Annotated in this window: 20 protein-coding genes; 10 read left to right on the plus strand and 10 right to left on the minus strand. The window is 41.3% G+C overall.

Annotated features, from left to right (window positions below; all coding sequences use genetic code 11):
- Window positions 1-6 precede the first annotated feature (6 nt).
- The 7 genes from proC (at window position 7) to argH (ending at window position 7,218) form a co-directional block, all read left to right on the plus strand.
- Window positions 7-810, plus strand: coding sequence for a pyrroline-5-carboxylate reductase (gene proC, locus BUA16_RS10720; protein WP_072764750.1), 804 nt, complete (start codon window positions 7-9; stop codon window positions 808-810).
- 52 nt (window positions 811-862) lie between these two features.
- On the plus strand, window positions 863-1,990 hold the full coding sequence (locus BUA16_RS10725; protein ID WP_072764751.1) for an aspartate aminotransferase family protein: 1,128 nt from the start codon (window positions 863-865) through the stop codon (window positions 1,988-1,990).
- Between the two features lie 200 nt (window positions 1,991-2,190).
- On the plus strand, window positions 2,191-2,952 hold the full coding sequence (gene proB / locus BUA16_RS10730; RefSeq protein ID WP_072764803.1) for a glutamate 5-kinase: 762 nt from the start codon (window positions 2,191-2,193) through the stop codon (window positions 2,950-2,952).
- 6 nt (window positions 2,953-2,958) lie between these two features.
- On the plus strand, window positions 2,959-3,933 hold the full coding sequence (locus tag BUA16_RS10735) for a Rossmann-fold NAD(P)-binding domain-containing protein (RefSeq protein ID WP_072764752.1): 975 nt from the start codon (window positions 2,959-2,961) through the stop codon (window positions 3,931-3,933).
- A 46-nt stretch (window positions 3,934-3,979) separates the two neighbouring features.
- Complete coding sequence (gene argB / locus BUA16_RS10740) at window positions 3,980-4,759, plus strand: acetylglutamate kinase (RefSeq protein WP_072764753.1); 780 nt, start codon at window positions 3,980-3,982, stop codon at window positions 4,757-4,759.
- Between the two features lie 2 nt (window positions 4,760-4,761).
- The gene (locus BUA16_RS10745; RefSeq protein ID WP_072764754.1) at window positions 4,762-5,829 is read left to right on the plus strand and encodes a M20 family metallo-hydrolase; all 1,068 of its coding nucleotides are present in this window, start codon (window positions 4,762-4,764) and stop codon (window positions 5,827-5,829) included.
- 102 nt (window positions 5,830-5,931) lie between these two features.
- A complete protein-coding gene (gene argH / locus BUA16_RS10750) occupies window positions 5,932-7,218 on the plus strand; it encodes an argininosuccinate lyase (protein WP_072764755.1) in 1,287 nt (428 codons plus the stop codon).
- Window positions 7,219-7,418: 200 nt separating this feature from the next.
- Here the strand turns inward: argH and BUA16_RS10755 are convergent, their stop codons facing one another.
- From BUA16_RS10755 to BUA16_RS10775, 5 genes are all read right to left on the minus strand, one after another.
- Window positions 7,419-7,985: a hypothetical protein gene (locus tag BUA16_RS10755; protein ID WP_072764756.1), complete on the minus strand. Its 567-nt coding sequence runs from the start codon at window positions 7,983-7,985 to the stop codon at window positions 7,419-7,421.
- Between the two features lie 128 nt (window positions 7,986-8,113).
- Entirely contained in the window at window positions 8,114-8,989 is an 876-nt protein-coding gene (locus BUA16_RS10760) for a pseudouridine synthase (protein WP_072764757.1), read from the minus strand.
- 74 nt (window positions 8,990-9,063) lie between these two features.
- Window positions 9,064-9,969 carry a geranylgeranylglycerol-phosphate geranylgeranyltransferase gene (locus BUA16_RS10765; RefSeq protein ID WP_072764758.1) on the minus strand — a complete coding sequence of 302 codons (906 nt, stop codon included), beginning with the start codon at window positions 9,967-9,969 and terminating at the stop codon, window positions 9,064-9,066.
- 10 nt (window positions 9,970-9,979) lie between these two features.
- Entirely contained in the window at window positions 9,980-10,918 is a 939-nt protein-coding gene (locus BUA16_RS10770) for a mevalonate kinase family protein (RefSeq protein ID WP_072764759.1), read from the minus strand.
- A 73-nt stretch (window positions 10,919-10,991) separates the two neighbouring features.
- Window positions 10,992-12,074 carry a diphosphomevalonate decarboxylase gene (locus BUA16_RS10775; protein ID WP_072764760.1) on the minus strand — a complete coding sequence of 361 codons (1,083 nt, stop codon included), beginning with the start codon at window positions 12,072-12,074 and terminating at the stop codon, window positions 10,992-10,994.
- 94 nt (window positions 12,075-12,168) lie between these two features.
- Here BUA16_RS10775 and BUA16_RS10780 point away from each other — a divergent pair, with 94 nt between their 5' ends.
- Window positions 12,169-12,642, plus strand: a complete 474-nt coding sequence (locus BUA16_RS10780) for a TspO/MBR family protein (RefSeq protein ID WP_072764761.1) — start codon at window positions 12,169-12,171, stop codon at window positions 12,640-12,642.
- Between the two features lie 224 nt (window positions 12,643-12,866).
- Here the strand turns inward: BUA16_RS10780 and BUA16_RS10785 are convergent, their stop codons facing one another.
- A complete protein-coding gene (locus tag BUA16_RS10785) occupies window positions 12,867-13,346 on the minus strand; it encodes a DUF1697 domain-containing protein (RefSeq protein ID WP_245795550.1) in 480 nt (159 codons plus the stop codon).
- Window positions 13,347-13,509: 163 nt separating this feature from the next.
- Between BUA16_RS10785 and glpK the strand changes: the two genes are divergently transcribed.
- Entirely contained in the window at window positions 13,510-15,009 is a 1,500-nt protein-coding gene (gene glpK / locus BUA16_RS10790) for a glycerol kinase GlpK (RefSeq protein ID WP_072764762.1), read from the plus strand.
- Between the two features lie 15 nt (window positions 15,010-15,024).
- Window positions 15,025-15,759, plus strand: a complete 735-nt coding sequence (locus BUA16_RS10795; RefSeq protein WP_072764763.1) for an MIP/aquaporin family protein — start codon at window positions 15,025-15,027, stop codon at window positions 15,757-15,759.
- On the opposite strand, the gene BUA16_RS10800 is transcribed toward BUA16_RS10795, so the two are convergent.
- The 4 genes from BUA16_RS10800 to BUA16_RS10815 form a co-directional block, all read right to left on the minus strand.
- A complete protein-coding gene (locus tag BUA16_RS10800; protein ID WP_072764764.1) occupies window positions 15,760-17,049 on the minus strand; it encodes a BaiN/RdsA family NAD(P)/FAD-dependent oxidoreductase in 1,290 nt (429 codons plus the stop codon).
- On the minus strand, window positions 17,049-17,738 hold the full coding sequence (locus BUA16_RS10805) for a glycerophosphodiester phosphodiesterase (protein ID WP_245795551.1): 690 nt from the start codon (window positions 17,736-17,738) through the stop codon (window positions 17,049-17,051). The genes BUA16_RS10800 and BUA16_RS10805 overlap by 1 nt, the downstream gene beginning before the upstream one ends.
- Before the next feature lie 80 nt (window positions 17,739-17,818).
- Entirely contained in the window at window positions 17,819-19,600 is a 1,782-nt protein-coding gene (locus BUA16_RS10810; protein ID WP_245795552.1) for an alpha-amylase family protein, read from the minus strand.
- Between the two features lie 20 nt (window positions 19,601-19,620).
- A complete protein-coding gene (locus BUA16_RS10815) occupies window positions 19,621-21,939 on the minus strand; it encodes a glycoside hydrolase family 65 protein (RefSeq protein ID WP_072764767.1) in 2,319 nt (772 codons plus the stop codon).
- Window positions 21,940-21,981 lie beyond the last annotated feature (42 nt).

Genomic DNA, 21,981 nt, shown 5'->3' on the forward strand with positions numbered 1-21,981 from the left:
CATCAAATGAAAATAGCCATAATTGGAGCGGGAAATTTAGGACTGTCCATCGCCAAAGGAATTTTAAATTCTAATGGGGCCACGACCATGTTTTTAACCAAAAGAAATGTAGAAAGCCTACAGCCTTATGAAAAATATGGCATGGTTACTACCACCACAAACAATAGAGAAGCCGTAGAAAAATCGGATATCCTAATTTTTGCGGTACAACCTGGGCATTTTGTAAAGATTTTGGAGGAGGTAAAGGACCTGATCACGGATAAACACGTTATTATTTCGACCATTACCGGATTTAGTATTGAAAAGATAGAATCCATTATAGGAGCGGACAATTATATTATCCGAGCCATGCCCAATACGGCTATTTCGGTAGGAAAATCGATGACTTGTATTTGTTGCAATCAAAAAGGCACTAAAAGAGTAGATCTGGCCCTGGCCATTTTTAACAGAATGGGGCATTCCATGCAGATTCCCGAAGACCAAATGCAGGCCGCTACGGTCATATGTGCTAGCGGGATTGCTTTCTGGATGCGATTGATCCGTGCTACCACTCAAGGTGCCATCCAATTAGGTTTCGATGCCAAGGAAGCCCAGGAACTGGCCATGTACACCTGTAATGGGGCAGCGAGCTTGCTCATAGAATCTGAAAGCCATCCGGAAAAGGAGATCGATAGGGTTACTACCCCTAAAGGCTGTACCATATCTGGACTAAACGAAATGGAACACCAAGGTTTAAGCTCTTCCTTAATCAGAGGGATCGTGACTTCCTTTGAAAAGATCAGTGACATTAAAAAAAACCAACCCAATTAATTTGGCAAACATTAGCCTCTAATCAATCATAATATAAATAGCAATATTACTCATGGAATTATTTGACGTTTACCCCCTATACAACGTAACTCCCGTTTCTGCCAAAGGAATTATAGTTACCGATGACAAAGGCCAGGAATATTTGGATTTTTATGGTGGTCATGCCGTTATTTCCATAGGGCATTCGCACCCTCACTATGTAAAGCGCTTAAAAGACCAATTAGACAAAATTGGCTTCTACAGCAATGCGGTACAAAACCCTATCCAAGTAGAACTGGCCCATAAATTAGGCGCACTTTCTAGCTGTGAAGACTATAATTTATTCCTGTGCAATTCTGGGGCCGAAGCCAATGAAAATGCCTTGAAACTAGCTTCTTTTAAAACAGGAAAATCTAGGGTTATTGCTTTTAAAAATGGTTTTCACGGACGTACTTCTGCTGCAGTAGCGGCTACGGACAACGAAAAAATAAACGCCCCTTTAAACAAGCAACAGAAAGTAACGATTCTTCCCTTCGAGGACTTGGAGGCCTTTAAAGCCGAAATCGGCAAGGGCGATGTCTGTGCAGTCATCTTAGAATCGATTCAGGGCGTGGGAGGTTTAGACCAACCATCGCAGGAGTTCTATCAAAATATAGCTTCCCTATGCAAGGAACACCAGGTTATCCTTATTGCCGATGAAGTTCAATGTGGCTACGGACGAAGCGGTAAATTTTTTGCCTTTCAACATTTTGGCATCCAGCCCGATATTATCACCATTGCCAAGGGAATGGGGAACGGTTTTCCTATTGGCGGGGTACTTATTCATAAAAGCATCGAGGCTTCTTATGGTCTTTTGGGAACCACTTTTGGCGGTAACCATTTGGCATGTGCCGCAGGATTGGCAGTTTTGGAAGTCTTGGAAAAGGAAAACCTAATCGAAAATTCTGCCCGACTTTTCGAATATTTCAAAGAAAAGGCTGCTACCATACCTCAAGTAAAACGTGTCAAAGGAATGGGGCTGATGTTGGGATTAGAATTTGATTTTGAAGTTGCAGAACTGCGCAAAAAATTAATTCACAACCAATTTATATTTACCGGTGGCGCTAGCGATAAGCACGTGCTTAGAATACTACCTGCCTTAAATATTACCAAAGAAAATTTAGACCTGTTTTTTGAAGCCCTTAAAACAGAATTGGCATAGGTGTATTGTTACAACAGGGGTACTGAAGGCAATACCCTTACCTTGGCCAATGGCTAGACTAATGGTCCCAGCCATTGGCCTACCGTTACAGTATAATCAGTGGAAGGATTCGGTCTTGTTGCCCTAGCCTCTCCATCTTTCAGAATGCACGGATAAAAAGATCAGAAGCCACCTAAGAAAGTAAAGGAGCCATGGAAAAAATGAAGAAAAAACGCATTTTATTAAAAATAGGGTCCAACACCCTCACCAAGGAAACCAATCATATTTCTCGTGGGAAAATCGAGGATATTGGCAGACAAATAGCCCAATTAAAGGACGAGTACGAGTTTATCATTGTAAGTTCTGGTGCCATCGCTGCGGCCAAACAGTTTGTAAAACTAGAACACAACGGACAGGAAATAACCGTAAAACAAGCCTTGGCATCTATTGGTCAACCCCATTTAATGCGTATTTTTCAAGAAAATTTCAGGGAATTGGGTCTATTTACTTCACAATGTCTTTTGTCGTATTCCGATTTTGAGAAGGAAGTATCCAAGGAAAATATTTGCAATACCATCAATGTTTTGGTAGCCAATAATTTTATTCCTATTATTAATGAAAACGATACTGTGGCTACCGATGAGATACAGTTTGGGGACAATGACAAATTGGCCGCCCTTACCGCATCGCTTTTAAAGGTCGACTTACTGATCATAGCTACCAATACGGACGGTGTGTACACCAAGGATTCCATTACCAACAAGGATCCGAAAACCATTGAGCTGGTGAGTAGTCTGAGTGATTTACAGAAAGAGGTCAGCTCGGAAAAATCTTCTCATGGTACCGGAGGTATGCAATCTAAGATAGAAGCGGCGACCATTGCTCGGAACGCCCAAATAGAAACATGGATCGTAAACGGTCTTAAAGATAATTTTATCATCAACGCTATGGGAAACCAAAGCGCTTTTACTAAAATAATATAAGTTACAATGGAACATTATTTATCCTTAAAAGATATAGATTCACTGCCCAATTGGGTGGCAGAGGCAAAATCATTAAAGGCAAATCCACTTCACTATAAATCCCTTGGCGCCGCCAAGACCATCTGCCTTCTTTTTTTCAACAATAGCTTAAGAACCCGCCTTAGTACCCAAAAGGCCGCTATGAATTTAGGCATGGAGGTTATTGTCATGAATTTTGGCAGCGAAGGTTGGGCATTGGAATATGGCGATGGCACCATCATGGACCAAGGTACCTCCGAACATATTAAAGAAGCGGCACAGGTAGTGGCCCAGTATTGCGATATTGTAGCCATTAGGGCTTTTGCTTCCTTAACGGACCGGGAAAAAGACGAGGCAGAAGTTGTTTTGAACGGCTTTAAAAAATACGCCGGTATCCCGGTAGTTAACATGGAAAGCTCCGTAGGCCATCCGCTACAGTCCCTAGCAGATGCTATTACACTATCCGAACAAAACACCAAGGAAAAGCCTAAGGTTGTCCTTTCATGGGCGCCACACCCTAAGGCGCTTCCCCATGCCGTGGCAAATTCCTTTGTAGAAATGATGCATTTACAAGATGCCGAGTTTGTCATTACCCATCCCGAGGGTTATGAACTTAGCCCCGAAGTGACCAAAGGTGCCAAAATAGAGTACGACCAAGAAAAAGCCCTGGAAGGAGCCGATTTTGTGTACGTGAAGAACTGGAGCAATTATAAGGATTATGGAAAGGTGTTAAATCAAGATCCGAAATGGACCATGAACGCCAAAAAATTGGGCAATGCCAAATTTATGCACTGTTTGCCGGTAAGGAGAAATATCGTAGTAGCCGATGAGGTGCTAGACAGTTCTCAATCGCTTGTCATAGAACAGGCCAATAACAGGACCTATGCAGCACAAATAGTGTTGAAAAAATTATTGGAAGGACTAAACAACAAGACTTCCAATACTTTGAAAACAGAGAAATAAGAACATATTAGTAAATACTCCTCCGGGAGCATATTAAGGCAAGGCGATGAAACCAAAACTATCCATTGTAAAGATTGGCGGCAACGTAATCGAAAACGAAGCTGAACTCCATAAATTTCTAGATTTCTTTTCGGAATTAAAAGGCGCTAAAATATTGGTGCACGGTGGCGGAAAATTAGCCACGCAAATTGCAGACCAACTAGGAATAACTTCCCAAATGGTTGGAGGAAGAAGAATCACCGACAAGGAAAGCCTAAAGGTTATCACCATGGTGTACGGTGGTTTGGCCAACAAAAACATCGTAGCACAACTACAGGCAAAGGGCACCAATGCCATAGGCCTCAGCGGTGCCGATGGCAATACCATACAGGCTGTAAAAAGACCCGTAAAAGAAATCGACTATGGTTTTGCCGGGGATGTGGAAAAGGTGAATACCGCCGCGATTGAAAAATTGCTGAAGGCAGATTTCACCCCGGTCTTTTGTGCCATTACCCACAACAACCAAGGACAGCTTTTAAATACCAATGCCGATACCATAGCTTCGGAAATCGCCATAGGTATGAGTGGCGTATTTGAAACTACCCTTTACTACTGCTTTGAAAAGAAAGGCGTTTTATTGGATATTTCCGATGAAAACTCTGTGGTAACCCATATAGAACCGAAAAAATATCAGGAGTTATTACAAAACAACATCATTGCAGACGGCATGCTGCCAAAACTAGAAAACTGTTTTCATGCCCTTAACCAACAGGTGAACAAAGTATGTATTGGAGATATTTCCATGCTACAGCCTTCATCTACTTTATACACTACGATTACCCTATAAATATGGACCAAACAATACTTACGGAAAAAGCCCTGGAATTATTAAAAAAACTCATTTCTATTCCTTCTTTTTCCTCTGAAGAAGATAAAACGGCCGATGCTATTGAACAATGGTTCAAAAGTTTCGATATCCCCTTTAAAAGAGAAAAAAATAATGTCTATGCCTTTAATAAGTATTTTGACGAAAGTAAACCGACCCTTCTTTTAAATTCGCACCACGACACCGTAAAACCCAATTCTGCCTATACCAAAGACCCTTTCCATCCACACATCGAGGACGGAAAACTCTATGGTCTGGGAAGTAATGATGCCGGAGGGTGTTTAGTGTCGCTAATAGCAACTTTTACGCATTTTTACAGTGCCAAAAACTTAAACCACAATATTATTCTAGTTGCTTCTGCAGAAGAGGAGAGCTCTGGTCCGAACGGATTAAATAGCATGCTGCCTGTTCTTCCTAAAATTGATGTTGCCATTGTTGGGGAACCTACCCTAATGAATTTGGCCATTGCAGAAAAAGGCTTGGTTGTTTTTGAAGGCAAGGTGAGCGGAACCCCATCGCATGCAGCACATCCCAATAACAACAACGCCATTTACAATACCATAGAGGTCTTGCAATGGTTTAAGGACTATAGATTCCCAAAGGTCTCCGAGGTTTTGGGCGAGGTAAAACTTACCGTTACCCAGATTAATGGAGGAAGCCAGCACAATGTTGTTCCTGCACATATAGACCTGGTAATAGACGTTAGGGTCAATGACTGTTATACCAACAAGGAAATCGCCGATATATTGACCAAAGAGGCGCCTTGCGAAGTAAAACCACGCTCTTTGCGCCTAAACTCGTCTTCTATAGACAAAGCTCACCCCTTGGTACTTTCTGGTATAAATTTAGGGCGTACCACCTACGGCTCGCCTACCCTATCGGACCAAGCTACATTAACTTGCCAATCCCTGAAATTGGGGCCTGGCGATAGTACGCGTTCTCACTCGGCAAATGAGTTTATTTATGTCGAAGAAATAAAAGAAGGCGTAGCCTTGTATATTAAAATTCTTGAAGGATTTTTACAAAAGTAATTAGGCGAAAATCACTTTTCAATCAATAGTGAGCCATAAGAAATAAGAGTAATCTGTCGGTTTCGGCAGCATCCGAAACGATTAATAAAAAGTATAGAAAACATGAAACTTTGGGATAAAGGATTTAGCACCGATAAAAAAATAGACCATTTTACCGTGGGGAACGATAGGGAGTTGGACCTGCTTTTAGCAAAATACGATGTGATTGCCTCTAAGGCACATGCCAAAATGCTTGGAAAGATAGGATTGTTGACTGCAACGGAATCTGAATCCTTGGTACAAGAATTGGACAATATAGCTGTGACCATAGCCAATGGCGATTTTACCATTGAGGATTCTTTTGAGGATATGCATTCTAAAATTGAGTATCTCCTCATTGAAAAATTGGGCGATACCGGTAAAAAAATCCATATGGCACGTTCTCGTAACGACCAGGTTTTGGTAGCCATGCATTTATTCCTGAAAAATGAACTCTCAGAAATAAAGGAAGAAACAAAAATCCTTTTCGATTTATTGCTTCAACTTGCCGAGACCCATAAGGAAACGCTATTACCTGGGTACACCCATTTGCAAATTGCCATGCCTTCTTCTTTCGGACTATGGTTTTCTGCCTATGCCGAAAGTTTAATAGACGATCTTTATTTTGTAGATGCCGCCTATAAGGTCGCCGATCAGAACCCTTTGGGCAGTGCTGCAGGATACGGTAGTTCTTTCCCTATAGACCGTAATTATACTACGGAGGAATTGGGCTTCCAAGCTATGAAATACAATGTTGTGGCCGCGCAAATGGGGCGTGGAAAAGTAGAAAAAGCTGCCGCCTTCGGAATGAGCAGTATCGCCGCTACCCTTTCTAAAATGTCCATGGATATCTGCTTGTATATGAGCCAGAATTTTGACTTTATCTCCTTCCCCGATGAGCTTACAACAGGTTCGAGCATAATGCCACACAAGAAAAATCCGGATGTCTTTGAATTGATCCGTGCCAAATGTAATAAGATACAGTCGGTACCCAACCAATTGATCCTTATTACAAACAACCTGCCCAGTGGTTACCACCGAGACCTGCAATTGGTAAAAGAGGTGATCGTACCCGCTATTCAGGATTTAAAGGCATGTTTAGAGATTCTTACCTTTAGCTTAAAGGAAGTTAAGGTGAACAAAAGTATATTGAAGGACCCAAAATACGATTACCTATTTAGTGTCGATACCTTAAATGAATTGGTATTGACAGGAATGCCGTTTAGAGATGCCTATAAGAAAATGGGACAGGAAATCAATGCCGGCACCTTTCGTCCTAAGCGCGATATTAAACATACCCACGAGGGCAGCTTAGGCAATTTATGTCTGGCTGAGATCAGCAAAAAAATGGAAAAAATAATTGGGAAATAATCCTCAAACCATTTAAACTAGGTCAGTCGACAAAAACAAAAAGCCCCCTCTTTAAAAAAGAAGGGGCTTTTTACTTTAGAGAAGCCTGCTTAGCAGCCTTATCTTATTATACCTAAGTCAGTTAATTCCTGAACAGTAATTTGTCTATTATTAAGAGCATTTATGGCTTAGAATTATATTTAATACTCCTTAACTGCCAATTAGTCCTCACTGCCCCAAGGTGCACTCGGCCTGTCCATTTCCTTGGAAAGGTCAAACTTTACGGAAAAGAATCTCTCCGAACCTATTCTTCGTAGGTTGTAAGTGAAAGAGGTATCGTCCAAAGTAATCCACCACACATTATTAGAGGCATGGGCTAGCAGGTTGGAAGTAAACTGATCTGCCGGAAAAAATTGTATTCCCGCCAGTCCTGTATTCGGACTTAGTCCGCCGTACTGCGTTACCTCATCATCGGAACCATCCCTCTTTCTATGGTCGTGTTTTAATAAGATCAAATTATCGTCGCCCTTGGTAAGCACCCAAGTTCTAGACTTGTCCTCGCCTACAAAAAACGGTATCCTTATCTCGTTTTCCCCACAGGAACGAACGTACATGATCAATTTTTCTCCTGTAAAACCATCGCCTTCCTTGCCACCGGCAACAATCACCCCTTCATATGCTTTACCACAATGGGTGGTTAACGAATTCCAAAATTGAACAGATCCAGGCACCTCCTGCCCCATCATTTGGAGCGGTACTGCCAATAAAATAAAAAGGAGTTTTTTCATGCCTCCAAGATATGCAATTATTCAAGGATGGCAAGTACATTAGGCGCCCGAAGACAACAAGCCAAGGAAAACAAAAATGCCCTTTAAAGAAATTCTCCAAAGGGCATTTTATATTGTGAAAAGAATAATTATCTGATCATCCCAAGATTAATTATTTCCTGCTCGGTAAGGTATCTCCAATGCCCACGTGGCAAATCTTTTTTAGTAAGTCCGGCATACACTACCCGGTCCATCTTTACGACCTCGTACTCCAATTGTTCAAAAATTCGACGTACAATGTTATTCCTAGTACTCTTAAGCTCAATACCCACTTCTTTCTTAGAGGCATTTTCTATAAAACTAATGTCGTCTACTCGAACGATACTTTCATCGACCATGACCCCCTCCTTGATTTTTAGAAGATCCTCTCCTCTTAAATTCTTGTTTAGTTCTACGTGAAATATTTTACGCAGACCATTTTTTGGTGTGGTAAGTCTTTTTGTAAGTTCGCCATCATTGGTGAACAAAACTAAACCTGTGGTCAAATTGTCCATTTTTCCAACGATGGAAAGTTTAGATTTTGAAGCACTCGATATTAACGAAGCCGCTGTTCTTCTTCCTCTTTCATCCTTAGCCGAAGTCACAAAATCCTTTGGCTTGTTTAATAATACATATTCTCTTTTCTCAGGATTCAATAAACGACCGTCAAACTTTACTACATCGGTAAGCTTTACTCTAAAACCCATTTCAGTAATAGGTTTTCCGTTAACCGTTACATTCCCGGCAGAGATATAAATATCGGCATCCCTTCTAGAACAAACTCCAGAATTCGCCACATATCTATTTAATCTCATTGTATTAGGATCTGAAGGCCTTTTTGGCGCTTCTTTCTTTCCTATTGGGGCCTTCCCCCTCGCATTACTCTTTCCTAAAGGGGCGTTTCCCCTGGCATGGCTCTTTTTCTTGAAATTTCCTCCCTGTCTACCTGAAGCCTTTTTGTCATTATTAGATTCTGACCTACTCATATGTACTTTTATTTATTGCAAAGGTAGCAAAGGAAACAATATGATATTGTTATTGTGGCGTTTATTCCTAATTCTTAGAAAATTCTATTGAGAACCAAATCCACATCGATCAATAAAATGCTAAATACCCCTACAACAATGATCATTTTCAGAATATTATGTAACCAAACATAGTGTTTTTTAGAGTTCGATTTCCTCAATAAGATCAAAAACCCCAGTTGCAAAAACATACAAACCATAAAATACAAATACATATATCCCACATCAAAATACCCTATTAAAAGCAAGGACGGAAGCCACGATAACGCTATTAATAGGCCTATCCCTATCTTGGAATATTTGACGCCGTACAATATGGGGATGGTTTTATAATTCTGAGCTAGGTCTCCCGCAATATTTTCTAAATCCTTGATCATTTCCCGGGCCAATATCAATAAAAACAAAAAGGTAGCATGTACAAAAATAACCGTGTCGAAATTTTTGTAATACACAAAAACGGCAAAAAAAGGAGCAATGGCCAAGGTGGCCGAAACAAAATTGCCTAAAAACGGAAGCTTTTTTAATTTGTGGGAATACAACCATATTCCAAAGATATAGGCAGAACAAAATACCACTGCCCTAAAGGAAACATAACTGGCCATAAAGGCCGATAGGAAATTAAGGAGAAAATAGGTGCTTAACTTGGTATGCTGGCTCACCAACCGATCTAATTGGCTCTTTCTAGGCTTATTGATCAGATCTTTTTCGGCATCGTAGAAATTGTTGATTATATAACCCCCAGCAATAGCCAAGGAAGTAGCTATCACTATAAACAATAAATTTAGATCAAAAACGACCCTTCTAACTGGGAGATCATGGGCCAGAATAAATATGGAGGCCAAGTATTGGGCCAATACAATAATAACAATATTATACCCCCGAACTACAGAAAACAAGCTCAGGAATTTTAATATCAAGAGCTTGTTTTTTCTATTAAGCATAAAAAATTCTTTAGAAGTTATATACTACCTCTAACTTATACCCCTTAAGGGCCTTTTGTGCTTTTTTAAAATCTTCGGTAAAGCCTAAAATATATCCGCCGCCACCAGAGCCACAGAGTTTTAAATAGTAGTCATTAGAATCTATGCCCTGTTTCCAAAGCTTGTGAAATTCTACGGGGATCATAGGCTTAAAATTATCCAAAACAATATTGGACAATTCTTTCAAATTGCCGAATAAAGACTTTACGTTGCCATTGATAAAGTCTTCAACACAGGCATCGGTATGTTTAATAAACTGGTTTTTAAGCATGGCTCTAAACCCTTCGTGTTTCATTTGATCCATAAACAATTGCACCATGGGAGCAGTTTCTCCCGTACTGCCACTGTCCAATAAAAATACGGCGCCCCTGCCCTCTAAATTCTGAGATGGGATACTCGTAGATTCTATATTGTCTTTGGAGTTTATAAGGATTGGCAAGCTTAAATAACTGTTCAAAGGATCCAAGCCCGAAGAGGTCCCGTGAAAGAACGACTCCATTTTACCAAAAACAGTCTTTAGTTTAAGCAGTTTTTCGCGGGTAAGATTTTCTAAAACAGTAATCTTTTCCTTGGCGTATTTGTCATAAATAGCCGCTACCAATGCGCCACTACTACCAACGCCATACCCCTGAGGAATAGAACTGTCAAAATACATGCCATTGGCGATATCCTGGTTTAAAGCCTCTATATCAAAAGAGACCAAATCAGTATTTTCTTCCTGCATCACCGCCAAATATTCGGCATAGGCCTTTAGACTGTTATTCGAGGATTTTGCCACTTCGCTAAGCTGGGTATCAGATTTTAAGGCTCCCTTAAAGAAATTATAAGGAATAGATAGTCCCTTAGAATCTTTAATAATCCCATATTCTCCGAACAATAATATTTTTGAGTAAAATAATGGTCCCTTCATAATTAAGTAGGCATATTAATACCTGGGATAATGTTTATTAATAACGTTTAAAAATCCTAGATATGATATTAAGTTACAGTTTTCTTGCACCATATCCTATTTTGTCGCAAATATACTGCCCGTTTTCGCAATATGCAACCAACTCATCTTTAATAAATTGAATTACTAAATCTTTTTCTTTGGCCGGATACAGCACATGCACATTTGCACCTGCATCTAAGGTAAAACAAATATGGGTGTTGGAAGCTTCCCTAAAGGACCAAATTTTATTGATAATCTCAAGAGTATTGGGTTTCATCAAAATAAAATAAGGCATGGAAGTCATCATCATGGCATGTAAGGTCAAGGCCTCACTCTCTACGATCTTTATAAATTCGGTTAAATTTCCTTCTTCAAAGACCGACTGTAATTTAAACAGGTTTTCGTGTGCCTGCGCAAAACGCCGGCTTGCAAAAGGATGATCGTGCATTAAATTATGACCTACACTACTACTCACCTGTTTTTGCCCTTTATCTACTAAAAGAATGGTATCCTGAAAATCTTTAAAAACCTCATGGACCTCATACGGATATTTAATGCCATACAGATCAGAACTTCCTTGGGTTTCTTTGTGATTGCCCCACTGTATAATATCGCCTTCGATACTTCTACAAGCACTCCCAGAACCCAGTCGAGCCAAAAAGGACGCCTTTTTATTAAAATATTCGTCCGTCATACCTGGATTCAGTTCCCTTTCCAGGTCCATTAAACATAGGGCCAAGGCCGACATGCCACTTGCCGAAGACGCTATACCACTACTATGGGGAAAAGAATTGGAGGTGCGTATAATAAAATGATAAGATTTTAAAAAGGGCAAATACCCTTCTATCCTATTTAAGAATGTCTTAATTTTTGGTTTAAAATCTTCTTTGGACTTGCCTTCGAAAAAAAGATCGAACGAAAAATCACCAGCCGCCTGTTCCAATTTGGAATAGGCCACTTCTGTGGTCGTAGCACAATGGTCCAAGGTAAAACTTATGGATGGGTTTGCCGGAATCTGATGGTCTTTTTTCCCCCAATACTTTACCAAGGCGATATTACTGGGCGCTTTATACGAAACTACTCCCGTGGCCTTGTCATTTGTATACGCTACAGGAATAAAATCTTTTTCAGTCATAATACAAAGAATTTTTACAAAGATAGTTTTTAACCCATCTTACCATAGTCGCAGTTAAAATAAATTGTTAAATTAGACGTCTTACAACTAAACTTTGAAAAAAAAAATAACCTATATCGGAATAGCAGTGGCGGTATGCCTATTGGTTGGATTTCTATCGAGTTTTGCCACGCAATCCTCTATAAACAGTTGGTATACACTACTAAAAAAACCGAGTTTTAATCCTCCAAACTGGATTTTCGCACCGGTATGGACTATCCTATATATTATGATGGGCATTGCCGCCGGAATCGTTTGGGCCAAAGGATTTTATCATATTTGGGTAAAAACGGCCCTCTACCACTTTTGCTTCCAATTGTTGCTAAATGCCCTTTGGAGCATCACCTTTTTTGGTTTCCAAAATACTCTAGGGGCACTATTCATCATCATTGCCCTAATCGTACTGCTAGGCTTCACCATAAAGTGGTTTAGAGTCGTGAACATAACTGCTGCCTACCTATTAATCCCCTATTTTTTATGGCTTTGTTTTGCGGCCGTGCTAAATTATAAAATCTGGGAACTAAACTAATTTTGTTAGATTTTTCCGCCATTCACTGTATTTCTGATCCCTATTTTCATTGCTAAAACAATGTGGGCGTTCCCTCCTACGTCGGTCGGGCTTTTGGCTATATCCCTTGCGCTGCTGCGGGGATGCCGCCGCAATCCCTAACGCATCGTTCCTCAATAAGAGCCAATGGCCAAGAATAAAGCTACTCTTTCTGTTCTAATGCACCATCACATTTGCATCAATCCCTATTTCGCCAGTGCCAAGAGCCGCTCCATGGTCGTAAAATTTCTTGTGGTAGCGATTAGCTTTAGTTTCCTTTCAAAAAAATTATTGTTGCATTTGGCCCGGCCATAACCGTTATGGCATTTTAAATAGATACACTGATCGGCAATTAAAAATTGCTCATTCGGAAAACTTTCCGCTGATAGTTCTTGCGCCAATCCGGGGTTTGGCTCTGTATTTAGCAATACAAAATAGTTTTTTTTAAGCCCCGCCCCCCCTTCTTTTTCAAAAGGCCAGTTCTTGACAATTTCTGTTAGTTGCGATAGGGTTTTCACCAACACCTCAACTTCAAAACCAAAGGAACTTTCAATAGCATCCTTAATTTTCACTTCTATGAATGCTATAGCTACTCCTTGAAATTCAAAAACTATATTTCCGCTCTGCAAATAGCTTTTTACATTCAAAAAACCCGAATCTTCCAACAGCTGCCTTAATTTGGCCATTTTAATTTTCTTTTGTCCGCTTACATTAATCCCTCTCAAAAAGGCTACAAAAATCGGCATCGCAATTATATAAAAATAGTTCTCCTCCAAGATTGCAAGAAAAATCGAAAATTGCAAGACATATTTTATTATCTTGAAGATCATTTAATTATGGTTCTCTTCTATGGAAAAATACATTTTAGCCCTAGACCAAGGCACTACAAGTTCGCGTGCTGTTATTTTTGATAAAAAAGGAACTATTATTTCAACAGCCCAGAAAGAATTTACCCAATACTTCCCAAAACCGGGTTGGGTAGAACACGATCCCGTAGAAATTTGGTCTTCACAAGCAGGAATGGCGGCAGAAGCCACCTCCAAAAAAGGCATTTACGGCAGCGATATTGCTGCTATAGGTATTACCAACCAGCGGGAAACAGTCGTTGTCTGGGACAGAAAAAGTGGCAAACCGGTCTACAATGCCATTGTTTGGCAAGATAAACGTACCGCCGCCTATTGTGAGGAATTGAAAAAACAAGGAAAATCTAAATTGATACGAGAAAAAACGGGCCTGGTGATCGACTCTTATTTTTCGGCCACCAAAGTAAAATGGATATTAGATAATGTAGCGGGCGCCAGAGAAAAAGCCGCCGCCGGGGAGCTGATCATGGGAACCATAGACTCTTGGCTGGTATGGAACATGACCAAAGGCGAACTCCATATTACCGATGCCACCAATGCTTCTAGAACACTGTTGTTCAATATTAATACGCTGGAATGGGACGAGGAGCTGCTTAGCCTTTTCACCATCCCCAAGACAATGTTGCCTACCGTAAAACAGTCGAGCGAAAAATACGGCTATACCAATCCCAATTTTTTTGCCACTAAAATTCCAATCGCAGGCATCGCAGGAGACCAACAGGCGGCTCTTTTTGGGCAAATGTGTACCAAACCGGGAATGGTTAAAAACACCTATGGAACTGGCTGCTTTATGCTAATGAACATAGGAGACACCCCCATTGTATCTAAGAACAACCTACTAACTACGGTAGCTTGGCAAATTAACGGCAAAACCCAATACGCCTTCGAAGGCAGTATATTTATTGCTGGAGCCGTGGTGCAATGGCTTCGGGACAGTTTAAAAATAATAAAAAGATCTTCGGACATTGAAGCCTTGGCAGCCTCCGTCACCGATACCGATGGGGTATATTTTGTCCCCGCCTTTGCCGGATTGGGTGCCCCCTATTGGGACCAACATGCCAAAGGCAGTATTTTTGGTCTTACCCGCGGCAGTACCGATGCCCATATTGCCCGGGCGGCCATCGAGGCCATAGCCTTCCAAACCATGGATGTCCTAAAAGCCATGGAGGCCGACGCCAACCTATCGATAAAAGAGGTAAGAGTCGATGGTGGGGCCACAGTAAACGAACTTTTGATGCAATTCCAGGCCGATGTACTCAACACCGTTACCGTGCGCCCAAGGGTCACAGAAACCACTGTAATAGGAGCCGCTTACCTCGCCGGATTAGCGGTAGGTTTTTGGGACAGCTTAGAAGACATTCAGGAAATATGGCAGACCGATGTTCGTTATACTCCGACCGAGAACAGGGCAGCTATTGAAAAAAACATCAAAGGTTGGTACAGGGCCATAGATGCCGTACAGTATTGGTCCCGAAATAATTCTTAAATTAAAATAATCCCTATGAGTCCATTTATTGCAGAAATCATCGGCACCTTTTTATTGCTTCTATTAGGCGGTGGTGTGGTAGCCAACGTAGTGCTTCAAAAAACCAAATCGAACGATAGCGGGTGGATGGTGATTACCACGGCATGGGGTCTGGCGGTATACATAGGGGTAGCAGTTGCTGCCCCCTATAGCGGGGCTCACCTGAATCCGGCCGTAAGCGTTGGCCTGGCCGTTGCCAACAAATTCTCATGGGCATTGGTACCTACTTATATACTAGCGCAATTTATGGGTGCCATGTTAGGCGCATTAGTCGTATGGCTTATGTACAAGGATCACTTTGAAGCCACCCCGGATAAAGAAACAAAAAGGGCCGTTTTTTGTACGGCCCCCGCAATCAGAAACCCCCTCTCCAATCTTTTCAGTGAGATTGTAGGGACCTTTGTATTGGTTTTTGTAGTACTATATTTTACCGATGCCTCTATCACGGATACCGAAACCGCCATTGGGCTTGGATCCCTAGGGGCGCTGCCCGTCGCTTTTTTAGTATGGGGAATAGGACTTTCCCTAGGAGGCACTACTGGTTATGCCATAAATCCGGCCCGGGATTTGGGCCCTAGAATCGTTCATGCTATGCTCCCCATTCGAGAAAAAGCCGATAACGATTGGCCATATGCCTGGATCCCGGTAGTAGGCCCTTTTATCGGTGGCGGCTTGGCCGCTGTATTAATGTTGGTCCTTTCTGGCCAATAACTACCCTTTGGCAACTATGGCCTGTGCCACCAAAAATCCACCAGTCCAAGCATTCTGAAAGTTGAATCCGCCTGTAATAGCATCTATATTGATGACTTCCCCGGCAAAATAAAGGTCGTTATGAATTTTACTTTCGTAGGTTTTAAAATTGATCTCTTTTAAATCGACGCCACCGGCAGTAACGAACTCCTCTTTAAAGGTACTCTTGCCATCTACCAAGAATTCGCTACTACTTAATTGTTGCGCCAAGTTTTGCAATTGTATTTTGGTCATATCGGCCCATTTTACGGTATCGGCGATACCCACTGCCTTTACCAAACTAATCCACAACCGTTTTGGAAGATCAAAGGACTTGGTTCTTAGGACCGTTTTTTTGGCTTCAATTTCCTTTATTTCTTGCAGCTGGCTCAGTACTGCTTCTTCGTAATACTCCGGCAACCAATTGACCCGGATACGGAATTTATAGTTCAAATCATTTAACAACTGTGCTCCCCAGGCCGAGAGGCGTAATATTCCAGGACCGCTCATCCCCCAATGGGTAATTAATAGCGGGCCTTCCGATTCTAGAGCCGATTGGTGAATTCCATATTTTTTAAGGGCTTCCTTAAATTTCCCTGTATTTACCTTTGAAGGGATCACCTGAATCCTGGCATTGGTACTAACCCCGGGGATTCCGCTTATTCTTTCATCCTTGATATTAAAGGTAAAAAGGGAGGGTACAGGGGGTATGATCGTATGCCCCAAATTTTGAAGCATGTCCCATATTTTAGGATTGCTACCGGTAGCGACCACTAATTTTTTGGCCAAATAGGTAGCGTGCAGGGAAGTAACGTTCCAAGAATAATCTGGATGTTCCTCATTGTTTTCTCTGCGTAAAATTTTAACGACCGAGCTGTTTTTTAATACTTTAATCCCCAAACGCTCCGTTTCCGAAACAAAGCAATCAATAATGGTTTGTGAAGAATTGGTCGCCGGAAACATTCTCCCGTCTTCCTCTATGTTCAGGGCAATACCCCTACTCTCGAAAAAGGCTACCGTATCACCACTGCAATAAGAGTGAAAAGGCCCCAGAAGCTCTTTTTCTCCCCTGGGATAATTTTTTGAAAGCTCACTAGGCACAAATTCTGCATGGGTAACATTGCAACGTCCTCCCCCAGAAACTTTTACCTTGGTAAGCACTTCCTTTCCGCGCTCCAAAATGGCTACTTTTAATTGGGGATTGGCTTCTACCATATGAATGGCAGCATAAAATCCGGCGGCCCCACCGCCTACTATCAGTACGTCGTACATTAATTTATTCTTTCCGGAAAATTGGTGATAATTCCATCTACCCCCATCCCCTGCATTGATCTTATATCTTTTTTGCTATTTACTGTCCAAGGGTAGATTTTAAATCCGCCTTTTTTAATTTTCTTGACATTCTCTAGACTTAATTCTTTATAGTGCGGATTTATCGCTTCTGCTCCCAGTTCCTTTGCCATGGGCAAGGCCTTCAATGGATCGCCTTCGACCAAAATGGCAATTCCTATTTGTTTGTTCAGCGTTCGCATTTGTTTCAATTCGTCCCATCTAAAGCTCGAAATTAAAAAATTGTCCAAAGACCAACCTTTCTCTTTAAGATAGTAATTGATTATAAAGTCGACACTGTCGGCCGTATGTGCACCTTTCAGTTCTATATTCAACCGTACTTTATGGTCTATTAAATTCAGGACCTGCTGTAAGGTAGGAATGTTATGATTCCCTCTTAATTTTAAATTTTGTAGTTCCGTCAGTTCATAAGATTCTACCTTTCCCTTTCCGTTGGTAAGTCGGTCTACCTCATCATCATGGAACACTACAATTTCGCCGCTTTTAATCTTAAAAACATCGATCTCTATCATGTCTACCCCCATTTCCATTGCCTTCTGAATAGAAGCCAAGGAATTTTCGGTCTCATGCCCCATCGCCCCTCTATGCCCAATAACCAAAGATTTATTCATATTCGTACAACTTAAAGCGAGTAATAAAACAAACAAGATCCCATATGTAAGTTTTGGTTGCATAAGCCGGTATTTTAAAATTATCCTAGACTATAAATCAGCGATTCCAAAGGAGCTAAGGCTACCCGTGTTTTCCCTATTCCCTGAGTTACACTAAGGGTATTTTGTTTTTCTTTGTACAGTACTTCCCGCAGTGGCCAATCTCCATCCTGTAAGCCCCATTCCCTTACAATGTTTTCTGGAAGCTTTAAATCGAAGGCAAAACTATCATTGGCATCAAAATTAGCAATAATAATTAGTTTCTCCTTCGCTGACCATCGAACAAAAGATAACACCCTATGGTTGTAAAATTCGGTATGATCCCTGTTGTAATAATGTATGTCCTGATACGCCCCCATTAAGGCGCTGCTGTTCAGGCAAAAGTTAAGAAGATTTTTATAAAATACCCGCAGCTGCTTTTCTTTTTCGGTGAGCTGTCCCCCATCAAATTTTTTATTGTTTATCCACCTTTGATGGTTCGGCACCCCTATATAATCAAAAATAGAAGTGCGGCTTGGCGAACCGAAACCTGCATGTTCACTGCCAGGCTCTCCTACTTCCTGGCCAAAATACAGCAAAATGGGCGATGTGCTCATGGTAGCCGAAACGACCATCCCTGGTTTTGCTATGGCCGCATCGCCAAGAAATTCTGGACTTGCAATACGCTGTTCGTCATGGTTTTCCAGAAAATGAAGCATATGATGTTCAATATCCATTAAATCTCTTTGCACTACCGGCATATGATCTGTCCATCCGTAGCCTTTCATAATATGTTTAAGGGAATCGTAAAACGTAACTTTATCGTATAAATAATCCATTTTCCCCTTAAAAATAAATTCCCTGTACAAATCCGGATGATACACTTCTGCCAATAAAAAAGCATCGGGTTTACGCTCTTTAATGGACGAATTCATAAAGCTCCAAAATTCTACGGGCACCATTTCGGCCATGTCGTAGCGAAATCCATCCACCCCAAAATCAATCCAATACAAGGCAATATCCCTAAATTTCTTCCATGAATCCGGCTTTTCCTTTTCCTTCCAAAAAGCAAGGTGCCGGGAACAGTCCTTTTGAGCGTACTCGTCTGGGAGTACCTCAAAATCTTTGGTCCCATCGGGTCTGACCCCGTAATTAATTTTTACCGTTTCGTACCAATCGTTGAAGTCGGGCTGGGATAATCGGGATCCGTTCCCAGTCCATTTGGCCGGCGTTTCATTAAAATCCCCTTTTAACTGGCCTTCCAAGGCTCCCCCTAAGGGCAAGTACCCATTGCGCCATTCGGGCAGCGAAAAAGACTCTTGTGGATTGTAGTAAAAGTTATTGTGTTTGCGATACGTAACGGTGGTATCGTCATTAGCCCCAAAATCGGACACCCCCTTAGGGTTATTGGCCCCCTCATATTTTCGGGCCACATGATTGGGAACTATATCAATAATTACTTTTAGTCCGGCAGCATGGCTCCGTTTAATTAAAGCTTTAAATTCTGCCAGCCTATTGGCCGGGTCATCGGCCAGATCGGGATTTACGTTGTAGTAATCTTTTACCGCATAGGGCGATCCTGCCCTTCCTTTTACTACCCCCGGGTGATCGTTAGATATTCCATAAGCCGAATAATCGCCAATTAGGGCATGATGCGGCACCCCGGTATACCAAATATGGGTAACTCCCAATTCTTTGATTTCTTTTAATGCCTTATCACTAAAGTCGCTAAATTTTCCCACGCCATTTTCTTCCTTGGTCCCCCATGGCTTATTCGTGGTATTGGTATTGCCAAAGAGTCTGGTAAAGACTTGGTAAACTATTGTTTTTTGGGATTTGTTCATCAAAATCAGTGTTAGCATTTTTAGAAATCCAATAAAACCTCCACCTTTTGGGAAGCTAGGAGCACTATTCTTTTTCCATTGACCCTAAGGGACATTTCTTCGGAACCTTTCAAGTAAAAACTGACCTTCTCCTTGGTTACCATAAGCTCAATAATCCTATCTCTAAAGTTAACTTTAAAGGAGTAGGATTGCCATTGCGATGGAATTTTTGGACTGAAGGACAATTTATCGTCCAAGATACGCATGCCTCCAAACCCTTCTACAATACTCATCCAGGTCCCAGCCATAGAAGTAATGTGTAAGCCTTCCTTTACCTCTTTGTTGTAATCGTCTAAATCTAACCTAGACGTCCGCAAATAAAAAGAATACGCTTGTTCCATTCTACCCAATTTAGCAGCTTGTATACTGTGGACACATGGAGAAAGGGATGATTCATGAACGGTAAAAGGCTCGTAAAAATCGAAATGTTTTTCCAGTGCTTCCCGGGAAAAATGGTCTTCAAAAAAGTAGAACCCCTGTAAGGTATCGGCTTGTTTAATATATGGGGATCGCAGAATCCGATCCCAACTCCATTTCTGATTAATCGGCCTATCTTTTTTAGGTAATTTATGAGCAGGAATCAGTTCCTTGTCCAAGAAGCCGTCTTGCTGCAGGTATACCCCTAAGGCTTCGTCATATGGAAAATACATTTCCTTGGCCACCTTGGACCAAGCGGTTATTTCACGGTCCGTAAGGGAAGTTTTGCCAATAATACGATGGTAATCCTCTGGATATCCGTCTTTTACCTTGTGCAATTGTTTAATGGTGTACCTAATACACCATTGGGCAATATAATTGGTGTACCAATTATTGTTTACATTATTTTCATATTCATTGGGTCCGGTTACCCCCAATATCACGTATTTATTTTTATGGGCAGAAAAAGTAGCTCTTTGCTGCCAAAACCGCGCTATCCCAATAAGCACTTCCAATCCCATTTCAGGGATATAACTATAATCGCCAGTATATCTGTAATAGTTGAATATAGCAAAGGCAATAGCGCCGTTACGATGTATTTCTTCGAAGGTAATTTCCCATTCATTGTGACATTCCTCCCCGTTCATGGTAACCATAGGATATAAGGCGGCTCCGTTAGAAAACCCTAATTTTCCGGCATTTTCTATAGCCTTTTCCAGGTGGTTGTACCGGTATTTTAAAAGGTTTCTGGCCACTTTGTGGTCTTTTGTAGCCATATAGAAGGGAATACAGTAGGCTTCGGTATCCCAATAGGTACTCCCGCCGTATTTTTCACCAGTAAAACCCTTAGGTCCTATATTGAGTCGAGAATCTTTGCCCAAATAGGTTTGGTTTAATTGAAAAATATTGAATCGGATCCCTTGTTGTGCCTTCAGGTCGCCTTGGATAGTAATATCGCTCATGGCCCAAATATTGGCCCAAGCCTTTTTTTGTCCTTCGAGCAGGGTGTCGAAACCAAGATGGGCAACCTTTTGTAAAACAGTTTTGGCTACCTCCCGCAAATCTGTCTGTTTCTGAGAGACCCCAACGGTATAGCCTCCAAATTTATGAAGGGAAAAGAGATCGCCTTTCTTTAGTTCTTTCTTATAAGAATGAAGGGCAAGGGTCTCGGACAAAGTCTCTTTGGGCAAGGTTGTCTGAAGCGTACCATTATAAAAGACCATCGTTTCCATAAAGGTACAGACCTTAAAGTTGGTCTTCATGGTATGGGCTTCTATAAAAGCTTGTCGACCTTGTGAGGAAACCTGCGTAGTATTCCAAAATTTATCGTCCCAATTAGAATCCTCATTGGTTATACCACTGTCCAAATAGGGAATAAATTCAACCCAAGCCGCTGTGTTTTTGGGGCATACCTCGTACTTTATGGCACCTACCTGATCGTGTTCTAAACTTAGGAATCGGACCGATTTTACATGAAGTTGGACCTTATTGGGCAGGGTAGCAATAAAACTCCTACTGTACCACCCTTCTTTCATATTGAGTTCCCTGCGAAAATCGGATACGGCAAGACAGGTATTAAGATCTAAAGGCTCTCCATTCACCACCACTTTAATTCCGATCCAATTAGGGGCATTGATTACTTTGGCAAAGTACTCGGGATAACCGTTTTTCCACCAGCCTACCTTGGTCTTATCGGGATAATATACCCCAGCGATATAACTCCCTTGAAAACTATCTCCGGAATAATCCTCTTCAAAATTAGCACGCTGGCCCATGGCACCATTCCCAATACTAAATAAGCTTTCCGACGATTTTACCCTATCCTTTTCAAAGCCTTCTTCTACGATCGACCATTCCTTGGGCTGTATGTAATCCTGATTCATTGTTATTGTATTGGTTGTTTGGCGGTTCTTGTATCCTTTATT

It is taken from the genome of Arenibacter nanhaiticus (assembly GCF_900141935.1).
GTDB lineage: Bacteria > Bacteroidota > Bacteroidia > Flavobacteriales > Flavobacteriaceae > Arenibacter > Arenibacter nanhaiticus.